This window comes from Pseudomonas sp. JAI115 (genome assembly GCF_014200835.1).
Taxonomy (GTDB): domain Bacteria; phylum Pseudomonadota; class Gammaproteobacteria; order Pseudomonadales; family Pseudomonadaceae; genus Aquipseudomonas; species Aquipseudomonas putida_A.
The window spans coordinates 1,014,857-1,028,264 of sequence record NZ_JACHCY010000001.1 but is presented as its reverse complement, the minus strand read 5'-3'; the positions used below and the strand labels follow the sequence as shown (position 1 = coordinate 1,028,264).

General features: G+C 58.7%; 12 protein-coding genes. 8 read left to right on the top strand and 4 right to left on the bottom strand.

The window, feature by feature from the left end:
- Nucleotides 1-10: 10 nt before the first annotated feature.
- Both HDC30_RS04735 and HDC30_RS04730 read left to right on the top strand, forming a co-directional pair.
- Entirely contained in the window at nt 11-1,054 is a 1,044-nt protein-coding gene (locus HDC30_RS04735) for an acyltransferase family protein (RefSeq protein WP_183781189.1), read from the top strand.
- Between the two features lie 110 nt (nt 1,055-1,164).
- Nucleotides 1,165-2,292 carry a GDSL-type esterase/lipase family protein gene (locus tag HDC30_RS04730; RefSeq protein ID WP_183781186.1) on the top strand — a complete coding sequence of 376 codons (1,128 nt, stop codon included), beginning with the start codon at nt 1,165-1,167 and terminating at the stop codon, nt 2,290-2,292.
- A 91-nt stretch (nt 2,293-2,383) separates the two neighbouring features.
- On the opposite strand, the gene HDC30_RS04725 is transcribed toward HDC30_RS04730, so the two are convergent.
- The gene (locus tag HDC30_RS04725; RefSeq protein WP_183781183.1) at nt 2,384-2,788 is read right to left on the bottom strand and encodes a mannose-1-phosphate guanylyltransferase; all 405 of its coding nucleotides are present in this window, start codon (nt 2,786-2,788) and stop codon (nt 2,384-2,386) included.
- A gap of 38 nt (nt 2,789-2,826) precedes the next feature.
- Nucleotides 2,827-3,660, bottom strand: a complete 834-nt coding sequence (gene galU, locus HDC30_RS04720) for a UTP--glucose-1-phosphate uridylyltransferase GalU (protein WP_027611481.1) — start codon at nt 3,658-3,660, stop codon at nt 2,827-2,829.
- 389 nt (nt 3,661-4,049) lie between these two features.
- Between galU and galE the strand changes: the two genes are divergently transcribed.
- From galE to HDC30_RS04690, 6 genes are all read left to right on the top strand, one after another.
- Nucleotides 4,050-5,066: a UDP-glucose 4-epimerase GalE gene (gene galE / locus HDC30_RS04715; RefSeq protein WP_027611482.1), complete on the top strand. Its 1,017-nt coding sequence runs from the start codon at nt 4,050-4,052 to the stop codon at nt 5,064-5,066.
- Between the two features lie 231 nt (nt 5,067-5,297).
- On the top strand, nt 5,298-5,534 hold the full coding sequence (locus HDC30_RS04710) for a hypothetical protein (RefSeq protein WP_003226528.1): 237 nt from the start codon (nt 5,298-5,300) through the stop codon (nt 5,532-5,534).
- A gap of 144 nt (nt 5,535-5,678) precedes the next feature.
- Nucleotides 5,679-6,740, top strand: coding sequence for a polysaccharide biosynthesis/export family protein (locus HDC30_RS04705; RefSeq protein WP_150369267.1), 1,062 nt, complete (start codon nt 5,679-5,681; stop codon nt 6,738-6,740).
- Between the two features lie 8 nt (nt 6,741-6,748).
- Nucleotides 6,749-7,414 carry a YjbF family lipoprotein gene (locus HDC30_RS04700; RefSeq protein ID WP_096797781.1) on the top strand — a complete coding sequence of 222 codons (666 nt, stop codon included), beginning with the start codon at nt 6,749-6,751 and terminating at the stop codon, nt 7,412-7,414.
- Nucleotides 7,411-8,172 (top strand): capsule biosynthesis GfcC family protein, encoded by a 762-nt coding sequence (locus HDC30_RS04695; protein WP_311659166.1) that lies wholly within the window; start codon nt 7,411-7,413, stop codon nt 8,170-8,172. The genes HDC30_RS04700 and HDC30_RS04695 overlap by 4 nt, the downstream gene beginning before the upstream one ends.
- Complete coding sequence (locus HDC30_RS04690) at nt 8,169-10,247, top strand: YjbH domain-containing protein (RefSeq protein WP_183781178.1); 2,079 nt, start codon at nt 8,169-8,171, stop codon at nt 10,245-10,247. Before HDC30_RS04695 ends, HDC30_RS04690 begins: the two co-directional genes overlap by 4 nt.
- A 692-nt stretch (nt 10,248-10,939) precedes the next feature.
- Here the strand turns inward: HDC30_RS04690 and HDC30_RS04685 are convergent.
- Entirely contained in the window at nt 10,940-12,334 is a 1,395-nt protein-coding gene (locus HDC30_RS04685; protein WP_183781175.1) for an undecaprenyl-phosphate glucose phosphotransferase, read from the bottom strand.
- Nucleotides 12,335-12,724: 390 nt separating this feature from the next.
- On the bottom strand, nt 12,725-13,369 hold the full coding sequence (locus HDC30_RS04680; RefSeq protein WP_183781171.1) for a helix-turn-helix domain-containing protein: 645 nt from the start codon (nt 13,367-13,369) through the stop codon (nt 12,725-12,727).
- Nucleotides 13,370-13,408 lie beyond the last annotated feature (39 nt).

Sequence of the window (13,408 nt, the reverse complement as noted above, 5' to 3'; positions counted from 1 at the left end):
CAGGTGCTGTATGTCGAGCAAGAAAAAATCGCTGGAGATCGAAACCCTGCGTGGCCTGGCGTGCCTGCTGCTGGTGCTCTATCACGTCATTGGCCCGTTGGGCGGGGGCTTGAAGATCGATCTCGGCTCGCCGTTTCGGGTGATCGCCGACTCGATGGTGTACGTGCGCATGCCGCTGTTCACCTTCATTTCCGGCTACATCTATTCGATCTACAAAATTCGCGGCAATGACTTTTCCGCGTTCTTCAGCGGCAAGGTACGACGGCTGATCGTGCCGCTGTTTTGCGTCGGTGTGCCGTTCTCGGTGTTGCAGGCGGTAGGGCCGGGGGTGAACAAGGATGTCGGCGTGATTGATGCGTTGCTGTCGTTCTGGGTACCGGTCAATCACTTCTGGTTCCTGCAGGCGGTGTTCATCATTTTCATGTTCGTCGGGCTGCTGGAATGGCGCGGGATGCTGCGCTCGATGACGCGCTTGTATCTGCTGTTCGCCTTCGCTGCGGCGGTGTTTCTGTTGCCGCCGTTCAAGCTCGATGCGTTCGGCATCAATGGCGCGATTTACCTGCTGCCGTTTTTTGTGGCGGGGATGATCGGCCAGGAAAATGTCGAGGCGTTGAAGCAGCGGTTCAAGGTGATCGGGCCGCTGGTGTTTGTGTTGATTTCGTTGACGCTGCTGTACGTGGCGGCGATTGATCGTGAGTTGATCGTCGACCGCCGCAGTCTGATCGGTCTGACCGTGGGCTGCGTGTCCTGCATCGCCTTGCTGTCGAGTGACATGCGCTCGAAGTGGCTGACCTGGCTGGGCGGCTACTCTTACGCGATCTTTCTGTTCCATGTGCTGTTCGCGGCGACTTCGCGGTTTGTCATGGGGCGGCTGGGAGTGAAAGACGAAAGCATTCTGGTGCTCAGTGGGCTGCTGTTCGGTCTGTTGGGGCCGGTGGTGCTGTCGATGATTTTCAGCCGCTTCAATGTCACTTTGGTGCTGTTTTTGGGCGAGCGTGCGGCGAAGAAAAAACCGGTGGCGAGCGTTACTCCGGTGGTGCCGGCCAATAGCTGAAAAGCTTCGCGAGCAAACCCGCTCCCACAGGGATTGTGCGAGTTGCCGAGATCCAATGTGGGAGCGGGCTTGCTCGCGAACGGGCCATTCCAGACTGAAGGAAATAATGCATGTTGGCAGTAAATGACGCTCAGCCCGTCGCAGCGTCGATGGTTGAGGTAGGCGATGCCCGCGAGCGCTTTGCGCAGTGGCGCGAAGGCAAGGCCGGGAAGGTCTTGTCGGTCTCGGTGATCGGCGACAGCTACAGCGCCGGGCAGGATTTCTACCTGAACAAACTGGTGCAGCGCGTGGCCGGCGAGGTCGGTTTTGCCGGTCCCGGTTACGTCGGTTTCAACCACGGCGCCGCGCTGGGCGGCACGCATTTCAAATACACCCGCAGCAGCGAAAAATACTTCGGTGGTGGCTGGCAAGTGTCCGGCCTCGGCCAAGCCAGCCCCGATAGCCGCACGGTGACCGGCAAGCCCGGCGCCTGGCTGCAAATCGATGCCAGCCCGACACCGGCCATCGACACCCAAGTCACCCAGGCGAAATTGCTCTATCTGGGCAACGGCGAAGCCAGTGAGCTGCGCTACCGTTGGACACCCTCAGAAGACTGGCAGCCATTGACGCTCAAGGGTTCGGGCGTTCAGGAAGTACCGCTTGCAGGTCTCTCTTCAGCGCCAGACTGGTCATTCAAACTGGAAGTGGTGAAGGGCGCACCGACCTTGTTTGGCCTGTGGCTGAGCAACGAGCAGCACGGCGTGCGTGTTTCGAAACTGGCGGCCTCGGGCGCGGCCTCGGCGGACTTCTATCACCGCGACCCGCAATGGCAGGTGCAGTGGAAAGCCGCCGTGTCGAAGATCCCCGCCGACGTTTATCTGATCATGCTCGGCGGTAACGACCAAGGCTTCGGCGTCAAACCTGCGGAGTATCTGCAGAACGTTCAGGGCCTGGTAACGATGATCCGCGAGATCCAACCGGCGGCGAGCATCAACCTGATCATGCGTCAGGACACCACACGTTCCAGTGCCTATCCGATGTCGGCGTATGCGCAGGTGCTGCAGCCGTGGGCGCATGAGCAGCAGCTGGGTTTTGCCAATCTGCAATGCGCGTTCGGCCCTGACGTCAAACGCTATGCGGCGGCGATGATCGGCCCGGACAAGATTCATCCGCAGCCGGCCACGGGCGGGAAGGTGATTGCCGATTACTTCTATCGCTGGATCGTCAGTGGCATCAACGCGGACAGTTGCGACTTGTAGGAGCTGCGGCACGCTGCGATCTTTTGATCTTGCTCTTGAAAACAAAATCAAAAGATCGCAGCGTGCCGCAGCTCCTACAGGGGGAGTGTTTTTATTTGAAGTTATCTATCTGGCTGAGGAGCTCAGCAGTCTTCTGCGGCATCAGTTGCGTGGCACACCGCGTCTCGACATTGATGATGATCGCCGGCTCGTTGCAGCACAGGCGTACGCGGAAGCGCCAGTCGCTGAAGATCACCTTCAGGCCATCACGATCGTCCATTTCCAGCGCCTGCTCGGCATACCGTTGTTTCAGATGGGCGAGCAGGGGATAGGGATCCGCCAGCGTGCGGCGAATGTCGCCGGACGAGGGAAACATGCCGATGCGTTCCACCAGCAGAATGCTGCCCAGCCACGACTCGTTGGCGCTGGGCAACGGCTGATGGTGTGACAGCCAGCTCACCGTGCCGAGGTTGCCCACCTCCCGTTCAATCTCTGCTGCATGCTGTGCCATGTTCATGGGTTGCCTCCTGAAAAGAGAAGTGGGCGGCGACCGTCTCAGCGGCCCTTGAGGTAGACGTTGTCGTAGCAGAAGTTGGTCGCTTGCAGGTAACCCTCGGCGTCGCCGCAGTCAAAGCGCAGGCCCTTGAACTTGTAAGCCAGCACGCAACCGTTCTGCGCCTGTTTCATCAGCGCGTCGGTGATCTGGATCTCGCCGCCCTTGCCCGGTTGGGTGTCGGCGATCAGGTCGAAGATGTCCGGCGTCAGGATGTAGCGGCCGATGATCGCCAGGTTCGACGGCGCGTCCTGCGGCGCCGGTTTTTCCACCATGTTATTGACCCGGTAGATGCCCTCGGAAATCAGCTCGCCGGCGATCACCCCGTATTTGTGGGTCTGGTCGGCCGGGACTTCCTGGATGGCGACGATCGAGCAGCGGAATTTCTTGTACAGCTGGATCATCTGCGACAGCACGCCGTCACCTTCCAGGTTCAGGCACAGGTCATCGGCCAGCACCACGGCGAAAGGTTCATCGCCGATCAACGGACGGCCGCTGAGAATCGCGTGACCGAGGCCCTTCATTTCCACCTGACGGGTATAGGAAAAGGTGCAGGTGTCGATCAGCTCGCGGGTGCCGGCGAGGAATTTCTCTTTCTCGGTGCCGCGGATCTGGTGTTCGAGTTCGTAGCTGATATCGAAGTGGTCTTCCAGCGCACGCTTGCCCCGACCGGTGACGATGGCCATGTGTTGCAGGCCGGCGTCCCGTGCTTCTTCAACGGCGTATTCGATCAACGGCTTGTTGACGATCGGCAGCATCTCTTTTGGCATGGCTTTGGTCGCCGGCAAGAAACGCGTGCCGTAACCGGCAGCGGGGAACAAACATTTACGAATCATAAAAGTATCCTGGACAGTCATGGAACACAGGCAACGGGTGCGCGCACTTATCAAAGCGCACAAGTTTCAATGATTATTGAACGAGTACTTTAATACCTGAGTCAGGTTGTTAATGGCAATTAGCGCAGGGGGTAAAACATGACAATGTTATGAGATGTCGGTTAAGGCGTTATTAGTTATTTTTAGTCGGTATCTGTTGATAGTGATGAGTGTACTTGGGGTGCTAATAAGTACCGGGCAATACAGTTTGACCTGCAAAAATATTTATTGCCAGTGGTTGAACTAATTTTGTTTAAGGCTGTTGTCGTCCTTATTTGTGTGGTGCGCCACAGATTCAATGAAAGGGACTTGACAGGCTACTTGTCACTTATCCAATGACGGACCGCGCTATGAAGATTCTGGTAACGGGTGGCGCCGGCTATATCGGCTCGCACACCACACTTGCGCTGCTTGAAGCAGGTTATGAAGTTGTTGTACTGGATAATCTTTGCAACAGCAGCGATGCGGCATTGCACGCGATAGAAGGTATCTGCGGCAAAAGCGCGTTGATGATTCGCGGCGATGTCTGCGACCGGGCGTTGCTCGACCGGATCTTCCGCGAGCATGCGATCGACGCGGTGCTGCATTTTGCCGGGCTCAAAGCCGTCGGCGAGAGCGTGCGCAAGCCGCTGGATTACTACGAGAACAACGTCGGCGGCAGCATCACCTTGTGTCAGTCGATGGCCGCAGCGGGGGTGTTCCGGCTGGTGTTCAGCTCTTCGGCCACGGTGTATGGCGAGCCTGAGCAGATGCCGATCCGCGAGGATTTCCCCACCGGCATTCCGACCAATCCTTATGGTCAATCCAAGCTGATCGTCGAGAACGTGCTGCGCGACCTGAGCCAGGCCGAGCCGCGCTGGAGCATCGCCTTGCTGCGTTACTTCAACCCGATCGGCGCGCATCACAGCGGGCATATGGGCGAAGACCCCAGCGGCATCCCCAACAACCTGCTGCCTTACATCAGCCAGGTCGCGGTTGGCAGCCTGCAGGAACTGTCGATTTTCGGCGACGATTACCCGACGATCGATGGCACCGGAGTGCGCGATTACATCCACGTCGTCGACCTCGCCGATGGCCATCTCAAAGCCTTGCAATCGATTGCCGACCGTCCGGGCATTCATACCTGGAACCTTGGCACCGGCGACGGCTACAGCGTGATGCAAGTGCTGCATGCTTTCGAACAAGCCAGTGGACGTCCGGTGCCGTACCGGGTGATGCCACGGCGCAGCGGGGACATTGCCGAGAGCTGGGCCGACGCCTCGAAAGCGCAAAAAGAACTCGGCTGGAAAGCCACGCGCAGTCTGCAGGACATGGTCACCGATACCTGGCGCTGGCAATCGAATCATCCACGCGGTTATCTCGAATGATGTCGTTCTAATACTGAATGTTAGTTTCGGTCAGCTGTTAGATATCGTCGGGAAAATACGCTGGAAATGCCTTTTGCAAGTCCGTAGATATAAACCTGCCGTTCGACTTTTATCAGTTGGGTAAGACTGTGAAAGAACGACGGATCTTGTTCGCGCTTTTCGCGGACTTGAACGCTACCACCGCTAACAAAGACCGGTTTTTAACAGGTCGAATGTTAGAAAGGAGTTGATATGAAAAAAGTGATGGCGATTGCCCTGTTGACGATGTTGAGCAACTGGGCGTCCGCTGCTGAAGCGCCGCTAACTGCGGTGACCAATGTATCTGGCAGTGTTGCGGCTTCTACAGCGCCTGCTGCCAGTACTGCAATGGTTGCCAGTGCAGTCGCAGCGTCCAACAGCGGCGGAAGTGCCAACGGCGGTACCACTGGCACCACCGGTACTACCGGCACCACCGGCACGCACAACTAACAGGAACATTTGTTAGTGCAGTACAGGGTCGCCCGACGCAAGTCGGGTGACTTTATTTTTAGATTCGCCCTTGAATAGCGTAGTGCCATTATGACTCGTAGTTTTTCTCTTTTGCTGTTGGCAAGTATCGCTTTGCAAGGTTGCATGTTTTCCCCCGGCCAATACCTGAGCACCGGCGACATCACGCGCCAGGGCGCCAGCGAAAGCAGTCGGGTCGAGCTGATCCCGATCACGCCCAAGCTGATCTCGATGACCCGCGCCACACAAAAGCGTGAAACGGTACCGGCGGAACTGTTGGCAACGCCTGCGGAATACCGCATCGGCAGCAACGATGTGCTGTACATCACGGTGTGGGATCACCCGGAGCTGACCGCACCATCGGGGGCACAACAGCAGATCGACGCCAACGGTCGACTGGTGCGCTCCGATGGCACGCTGTACTACCCGTTCATCAAGGAAGTGCAGGCGGCCGGCAAGACTATTCAACAGCTGCGCTCGGACATCGAAACCCGCCTGTCGGCGTTCATCGCCGAGCCGCAGGTGGATGTCGCGGTGCTGCGTTTCGCCAGTCAGAAAGTGGTGGTTTCCGGCGCCGTGGCCAAGGCCGGGCCACAACCGATTTCCACCAACCCGCTGAGCGTGGTCGAGGCCCTCGGTACTGCCGGCATCGACACCAACAACGCCGACCTGTCGGGCCTGTTGCTGACCCGCAATGGCCGGGTGTATCCGCTCAATCTCGACTCGCTCAACCAGCAGGATTCCGAATTGCAGCACGTCTTCCTCAAGGGCGGCGATCAGCTGTACCTGCCGTACAACGACAACAAGCGCATCTACGTCATGGGCGAAGTCAATCAGCCCCGTGCGCTGAGTTTCAAGACCGCGACGATGAACCTCTCCGACGTGCTCGGTTCGGTCGGCGGCTTGAGCCAGACCACCTCCAACGGCAACGCGGTGTACGTGATTCGCGGGGTGGAAAACCTCGATGTCGAGCCGGCGAAGATCTATCAACTGGAAGCCCAGTCGCCGACCGCCATGGCACTCGCTTCGCACTTTGAAGTGCGCCCTCAGGATGTGGTTTACGTCGGCCCGGCCAACGTCACGCGCTGGAACCGCTTCATCAGTCAACTGGTGCCGTCGGCATCGATTGTCGGGACCGGGGCTTCCGCTGCGAAGAACTGGAGCGAATTCAGTAACAACAGCAAATAAGGCCGACCGTGAAAACCTTGAAAGTTGGTGTCTGCCTGATGGCGGCCTTGATGTTGTGTGGCTGTAACCCGCTGATGACCGCTTCGGTGCGCAACCTCAAGTCGGCGGTGATCGGCCCGGACGAGCTGGACGTGAGCGCGGCCCAGGTGGCCGAGGTCAAGTATCCGCAAGTCAAACTGACCACGCCGTCTGGCTCCGGGGTGCTGGCGCTGGTGCGCGAGCGGGAAGACCTGCAGTTCTGGGTCGCCTCCGGCAAACAGGTGTTGCTGCTGCGTGACGGCCTCGCTGTGCGCACCATCGGCCTCGGCGTCGAGGGCGACCTGGACGGCACGCGGCTGGCCGACAACGCGCCGTTCAAACGCGGCCTGCATCAAGTCGTCGATGGTTTCACCAGTCAGCGCTGGATCGACCTGTACAAGGGCCAGGAAGTCGGTTTGATCGTTAACAGCCGGTTCTCTCGCCGATCCACGCAAACTCTGCAAATTCTCGACAAGGAATACACCGTGCTGCGTGTCGACGAACGTATCGACGTCCCGGCGATCGGCCTGCGCGCGACCAACCATTACTGGGTCGATCCGCTGGATGGATTCATTCTGCAGAGCGAGCAGCAACTGACCGCGCAAATGCGCGTGCGCATCGTGCAACTGACCCCTGATCGCAGGCATCTGCCGTGAAGCGCTGGCGAATGTTATCGGCGGGGTTGCTGTTGCTCAGCGGCGTCAGTCAGGCAGCGGTCACGGTCAGCGGCGATGTCGCCAATCCGGGGCCGGTGGAATTGCCGCCGGGCGGGCGCTTGCTCGACGTGATCAGCGTGGCCGTACCGAATGCCGAAGGTTACTGGCTGGCCGGCGTGTTGCTGCGCCAGTCGTTGCTGGAACAGCAGGCGCGGCTCAAGGCCGGGGTGTTGTTCGATCTCGATGTGTTGCAGCGCATGGCCTCGTTGTTTGACCGACCGAGCCGCGCGGCGCTGGCGCTGCGCCTGGCCGAGCAGGTGCGGCAGATGCCGGTTACCGGCCGCCAAGTCGCGGACCTCGATCCGGTCGCGGTGGAAGTCGGTTTCGCGCGCAACATTCGGCTCGACGATGGCGATCGGCTGATCTACCCGAAACGGGTCGAGGAGGTGCAAGTGCTGGGCGCGGTCGCCGAGACCTGCCACCTGCCTTATCAGCCCTTGCTGGAGGCGCGTGAGTATCTGGAAAGCTGCACGCCGCTGGACGATGCCGAGGCCGATTACCTGTGGCTGATCCAGCCCAATGGGGCGGTGCGACGTGTGGGCATTGCGCATTGGAATCGCGAGAGCGGGCAGTTCCCCGTGGCCGGCAGCAAGATTCTGGTGCCGGTGAAAAACGATGATCTGGATCCGCCTGTTCCTGAACTGAATCAGCAGTTGGCCGAATTGATTGCCACGCAGCTGGCTGAGGTGGTTCGTTGAAGTTACGTTTTGCAGCTGTGTTGTTATTGCCGTGCGGTCTGGTGCATGCCGAGCCGCGTATTACCCAAAATGATTTCGGCGGCACCGGTCTGTTGCAGACCCCGACCGCGCGCATGGCTCCGGCCGGAGAGCTGAGCGTCAACGCCAACCGCACCGAGCCTTACAGCCGCTACAGCGTGTCCTTGCAGCCGCTGGACTGGCTCGAAGGTTCGTTCCGTTACACCGCGATCACCAACCGGCCGTACGGCTCCGAGGCGCTGAGTGGCAGCCAGAGCTACAAGGACAAGGCGGTCGACGCTAAAGTCCGGCTGTGGCAGGAAAGCCACTGGGCGCCGGAAGTCGCGCTGGGCTTCCGAGACATCGGTGGTACGGGCTTGTTCTCCAGTGAGTTTTTCGTCGCTAACAAGCGCTTCGACAATTTCGATTTCAGCGCCGGCATTGCCTGGGGTTATCTCGGTAATCGCGGTGATCTCGACAACCCGCTGGGCTACGTCAGCGATCGCTTCGACACTCGACCGGCTCTCGAAGGTACCGGTGACGTCAACTCGGGTTCGTACTTTCGCGGCAAGCCTTCGTTCTTTGGTGGTGTGAGCTATCAGACACCGTGGGACCGACTCAGCCTGAAACTCGAATACGAAGGCAACGACTACAAGCACGAGCCCAAGGACAACGTGATCAAGCAAGACTCGCCGATCAACTTCGGCGCGGTGTTCAAGGTGGCCGATTCGGTGGACGTCAGCGCGGCGTGGGAGCGGGGCAATACGGCGATGTTTGGCATCACGTTCCACACCAATTTCGTCAGCCGCAAGGCGCCGGCCAAGACCTACGATCCGACGCCGGAGCCGCTGCCGGCGAAGATGCCGACCACGCCGATGGAACAGGTCAACTGGGCCGACGTGTCGCAACGCTTGCAGCAGAATGCCGGGTACAAGGTCGAGCGCATCAGTCAGCGTGATTCCGAGCTGATCGTCTACGGCGAGCAGCAGCGTTACTTCCATTCGTCGAAGGCCGTTGGCCGCGCGAGCCGGATTCTCGATAACAGCGTGAACGACGACATCAACTGGTTCACCGTGGTCAACAAGCGCTACGACCTGCCGCTGGAAGAGACCAGCGTGCCGCGCCAGACCTTCCGCGAAGTGATCAACAACGAGGAGCCGCTGGAGTCGTTGCACCGCACCACCGAGATCAACCCGGCGATGCCGCACAACGAGAAAACCCTCTACAGCGAAGCGCCGCAGCACTTCAATTATGGCGTTGGGCTGGGCTTCAAGCAGAACGTTGGCGGGCCTGATGGTTTGCTCTATCAGTTCAGTGCCGACGCGGATGCCGAGTACCGCTTCAACCGCAACACCTGGTGGAACGGTCTGCTCAGTGCCAACCTGGTGAACAACTTCGACAAGTTCACCTACGATGCACCAAGCGGCCTGCCGCGGGTGCGTACCGATTTGCGTCAATATCTGACCACCTCGGAAGTGACCATGCCGTTGTTCCAGGTCAGCCATGCCGAGCAGTTGGACAAGGACCTGTATGGCATGGTCTACGGCGGCTATCTGGAATCGATGTTTGCCGGTGTCGGCGGTGAGGTGCTGTTCCGGCCGACCGGTGAGCGCTGGTCGGTGGGAGCGGATCTGAACTATGTGCGCCAGCGCGAGTTCGACCAGGGTTTCGGCCTGCGCGACTACTCGGTCTGGACCGGGCACATCACCGGTTATACCGATTTGCCGTACGACACACTGGCTGCGGTCAGCGTCGGTCGCTACCTGGCCGGCGACTGGGGCGGCACGCTGGACATCTCCCGCGAGTTCTTCAATGGGGTGCGCTTCGGTGCCTGGGCGACGATCACCACGGCTGGCAGTGCCGAGTACGGGGAGGGTAGTTTCGACAAGGGCATCTACCTGTCGATCCCGTTCGACGAAATGATGAGCATGTCGACCATGCGCCGCGCCAACCTGGTCTGGGCCCCCCTGACCCGTGACGGCGGCGCCAGGCTCAATCGCAGCTTCCAGCTGCACTCGATGACCGATAGCCGCGAGGGTGACATGTTCTACCGCAACTTCTCGAAGATTACCGAGTAAACCCCGGGCCTTCTCGACCTGTGGGAGCGGGCTTGCTCGCGAAGGCGGCGGCACATTCAACATTTGTGCTGCCTGACCCACCGCTTTCGCGGGCAAGCCACGCTCCCACAGTGGTTCGAGGATGAAGTAAATATCTTGGTCCACACCCCAATCCCTGTGGGAGCGGGCTTACTCGCGAAGGCGTCGGCCCATTCAACATCTGTGCTGCCTGACCCACCGCTATCGCTTGCAGGCAAGCTCCCACAGTGATTTTGTGGTGTGCCCGATTTGAGTGAACGCCCCCGATCCCTGTGGGAGCGAGCCTGCTCGCGAAGGCGCCAGTCCATTCAAAATCCATGTTGCCTGACCCACCGCTATCGCTTGCAGGCAAGCTCCCACAGTGATTTTGTGGTGTGCCCGATTTGAGTGAACGCCGCCGGACCCTGTGGGAGCGGGCTTGCTCGCGAAGGCGTCGGCATTTTCAACACCTGTGCTGCCTGACCCACCGCTTTCGCGGGCAAGCCGCGCTCCCACAGTGTTTTGTGGTGAGGCACATATCCCGATCCATGCCGAGATCCCCTGTGGGAGCGGGCTTGCCCGCGAAGACGTCGGCACTGCCACCCTCGCAACAGCCTGACCCACTACCCAAATCCCACCCACAAAAAAGGGGACTTTCGTCCCCTTGCGGTATCGCCTGGCTTGTCACCAGCCCATCAATAAATATCTTTCGACAACAACGTAAACGGCGTCTTCACCAGGATCTTCAGATCCAGCCACAACGACCAGTTGTTGATGTAATGCAGGTCCATCTCCACACGCCGCTGCATCTTGTCGATGGTGTCGGTCTCGCCACGGCAGCCGCTGATCTGTGCCAGCCCGGTAATACCCGGTTTGATTCGATGACGGGCCATGTACGCGAGGATTTTCCCCGAATAGTAGTGGTTGTGCGCCACCGCATGCGGACGCGGGCCGACCAGGGCCATCTGCCCCTGCAGCACGTTGAACAACTGCGGCAGCTCATCCAGCGAGGTGCGGCGGATGAAGCGGCCAACCGCAGTAATACGCGAGTCATTACGGCTGGCCTGAACCACTTCACGATCATCGTGCACGCGCATCGAGCGGAATTTCCAGACCTGAATCACCTTGCCGTTCCAGCCGTGGCGATCCTGTTTGAAGAACACCGGCCCCGGCGAGTTGATCTTCACCGCCAGCGCGATGAACAGCAGCACCGGGCTCAGCAGGATAATCGCCAGCAGCGCCACGCCTTTTTCCACCAGACTCTTGCTCAGCGCAGCAGTAGGGCGGCTGGTCAGCGGGCTTTCGTTGAGGCAGATCGCCGGCAGACCATCCACGACCTTCACCGAGTGGTTGAGCAGGGTCAGACTGTTCAAGTCCGGCACCCAGACCACATCGACGTTGGCGCCGAGCAAGTCGACGTACATCGCTTCGATTTTTGCGGCCTCGGCCAGCGGCAGGGTGATGTACAACCGGCGGATGTCATGGTCCTTGATCAGCTTGAGCAAATCTTCCTGATCACCGACCACACGCGGTGCATCCGAATCCAGATTCGGTGTCGCGCCATTGCTGACCAAACCTACCAACGGCAGGTTCTCCACCTGACTGATCTTCTTCGCCAGACCCAGAGCCAGTTCGCCAGTGCCGACGATCAGGGTCTTCTGCGCGCTGGTGCGGGAACGCTGGTAGTACTTGGAAAAGGCATGCAGTGGCGCGTACATCAACGCCTGACCGAGGAAGCCGTAGACCGCCCAGCTCAGCGTCACCTCGCGGGAGAACACCTCGTCAGCCTTGCACACGAACGCGATGCCGGCCAGCGCCACCATGGTCATCGACCAGCCCATGAACAAGCGTCCAAGCCCGGTCAGGTAATTGTCCTGCTTGCGGTACACGCCGCTAAACGTATACGCCGGTACCGAGGCCAATACCGCCAGTGTTGCGCACATGCGGTAATAGAACTCGACGGTGCCGGTCTGCCGTTCAGCCAGTATGAATAACAACGCAACAATGAAAGCCTGCGCCAGTGCCCATTGGCCCCAGAAGGTAAGTCCCTTGAGGCCGTTATTTCGATTGATCCGTAGAGAAAGTTCCATGAAATATCCCCAGAAATACGTCCATTCAGGTTTCGACAGTTGAAGTCCGAGTTGCTAGATAGGCTTGTTGTTGTTATTGGACGAGTGTCCTGAGGTAACAACGTCGATAGGCCGAACTGTCGTCAATCAATAGACTAAGTTATTGCGGGATAGGGTGTCTGACGAGTTCTAACAAGATGGCACAGTGCCAACTTTTTAATAATCAAATACAAGGCTGTTAGAAAAGGTCGCAGAGCAGGGGGTGAATAAATTATGTTGTGTTTGTTACTGTAGGAGGGGTGGAGGCAGGGAGCTTGAATTTACCAGGAGAGGTGAAACCAAACAGAGTGCTCTTGTTGTTTTTGTAATCGCACCGTTTCTGTTTGTTTTGTTCGCGGATATCGGCGGTACTTACGCAACGATTTCCTGAATGAGGCAATAACCGCGGTTTCTTACGGCACGGAACAATCGCTCACCATTACTCGCGTTTTTGAACTTGTCCTGCAGGCGACTCAGGCACATTTCCAGGCCACGATACTGCTCCGGCTCGCGGCCGATGCTGAGGATCAGGTCATCTCGACTGACCACGCGTTCTTCGTGATGGAGCATTTTGCGCACCAGCGCGGTTTCAAGCCCGGTAAGACTGATTTCGACGCCTTCCTTCACCAGCGCGCCTTGATCGTTGTCCAGATGCCAGGTTTCGTTGCAGGTGGCGGCGTCTTCGATGGCGGCAATGCGGGTGTCGCTCTCTGCACTTTGAAACGGCTTCGCCGATTGTGCGGACAACCATTCCGACTCGAGGGTGGCCAATATGCGCTGGGTGTCGTGTTCAATCGTGCGGGCAACGTTTTTCCGGGTGCCCCTTGGGTAAGTAAACTCCATCAGCATGGGAGCGGAAGAGGGCGAAGTAGCACCTTCAATAAACATTTGTGCCTGAGACGTGCCAAACGAATTGAAGCGCTCGCTGGACAGAATGCTCTCAAGTTCACGCTGCGACGTTGTACTGTTGGTCACGACGACAAAATATTTTCTTGGGAGGGTTGTACTAGTTTCCATGTCTCTCTCCTAAAATGTGCACCAAAATGGGCGAAAAGG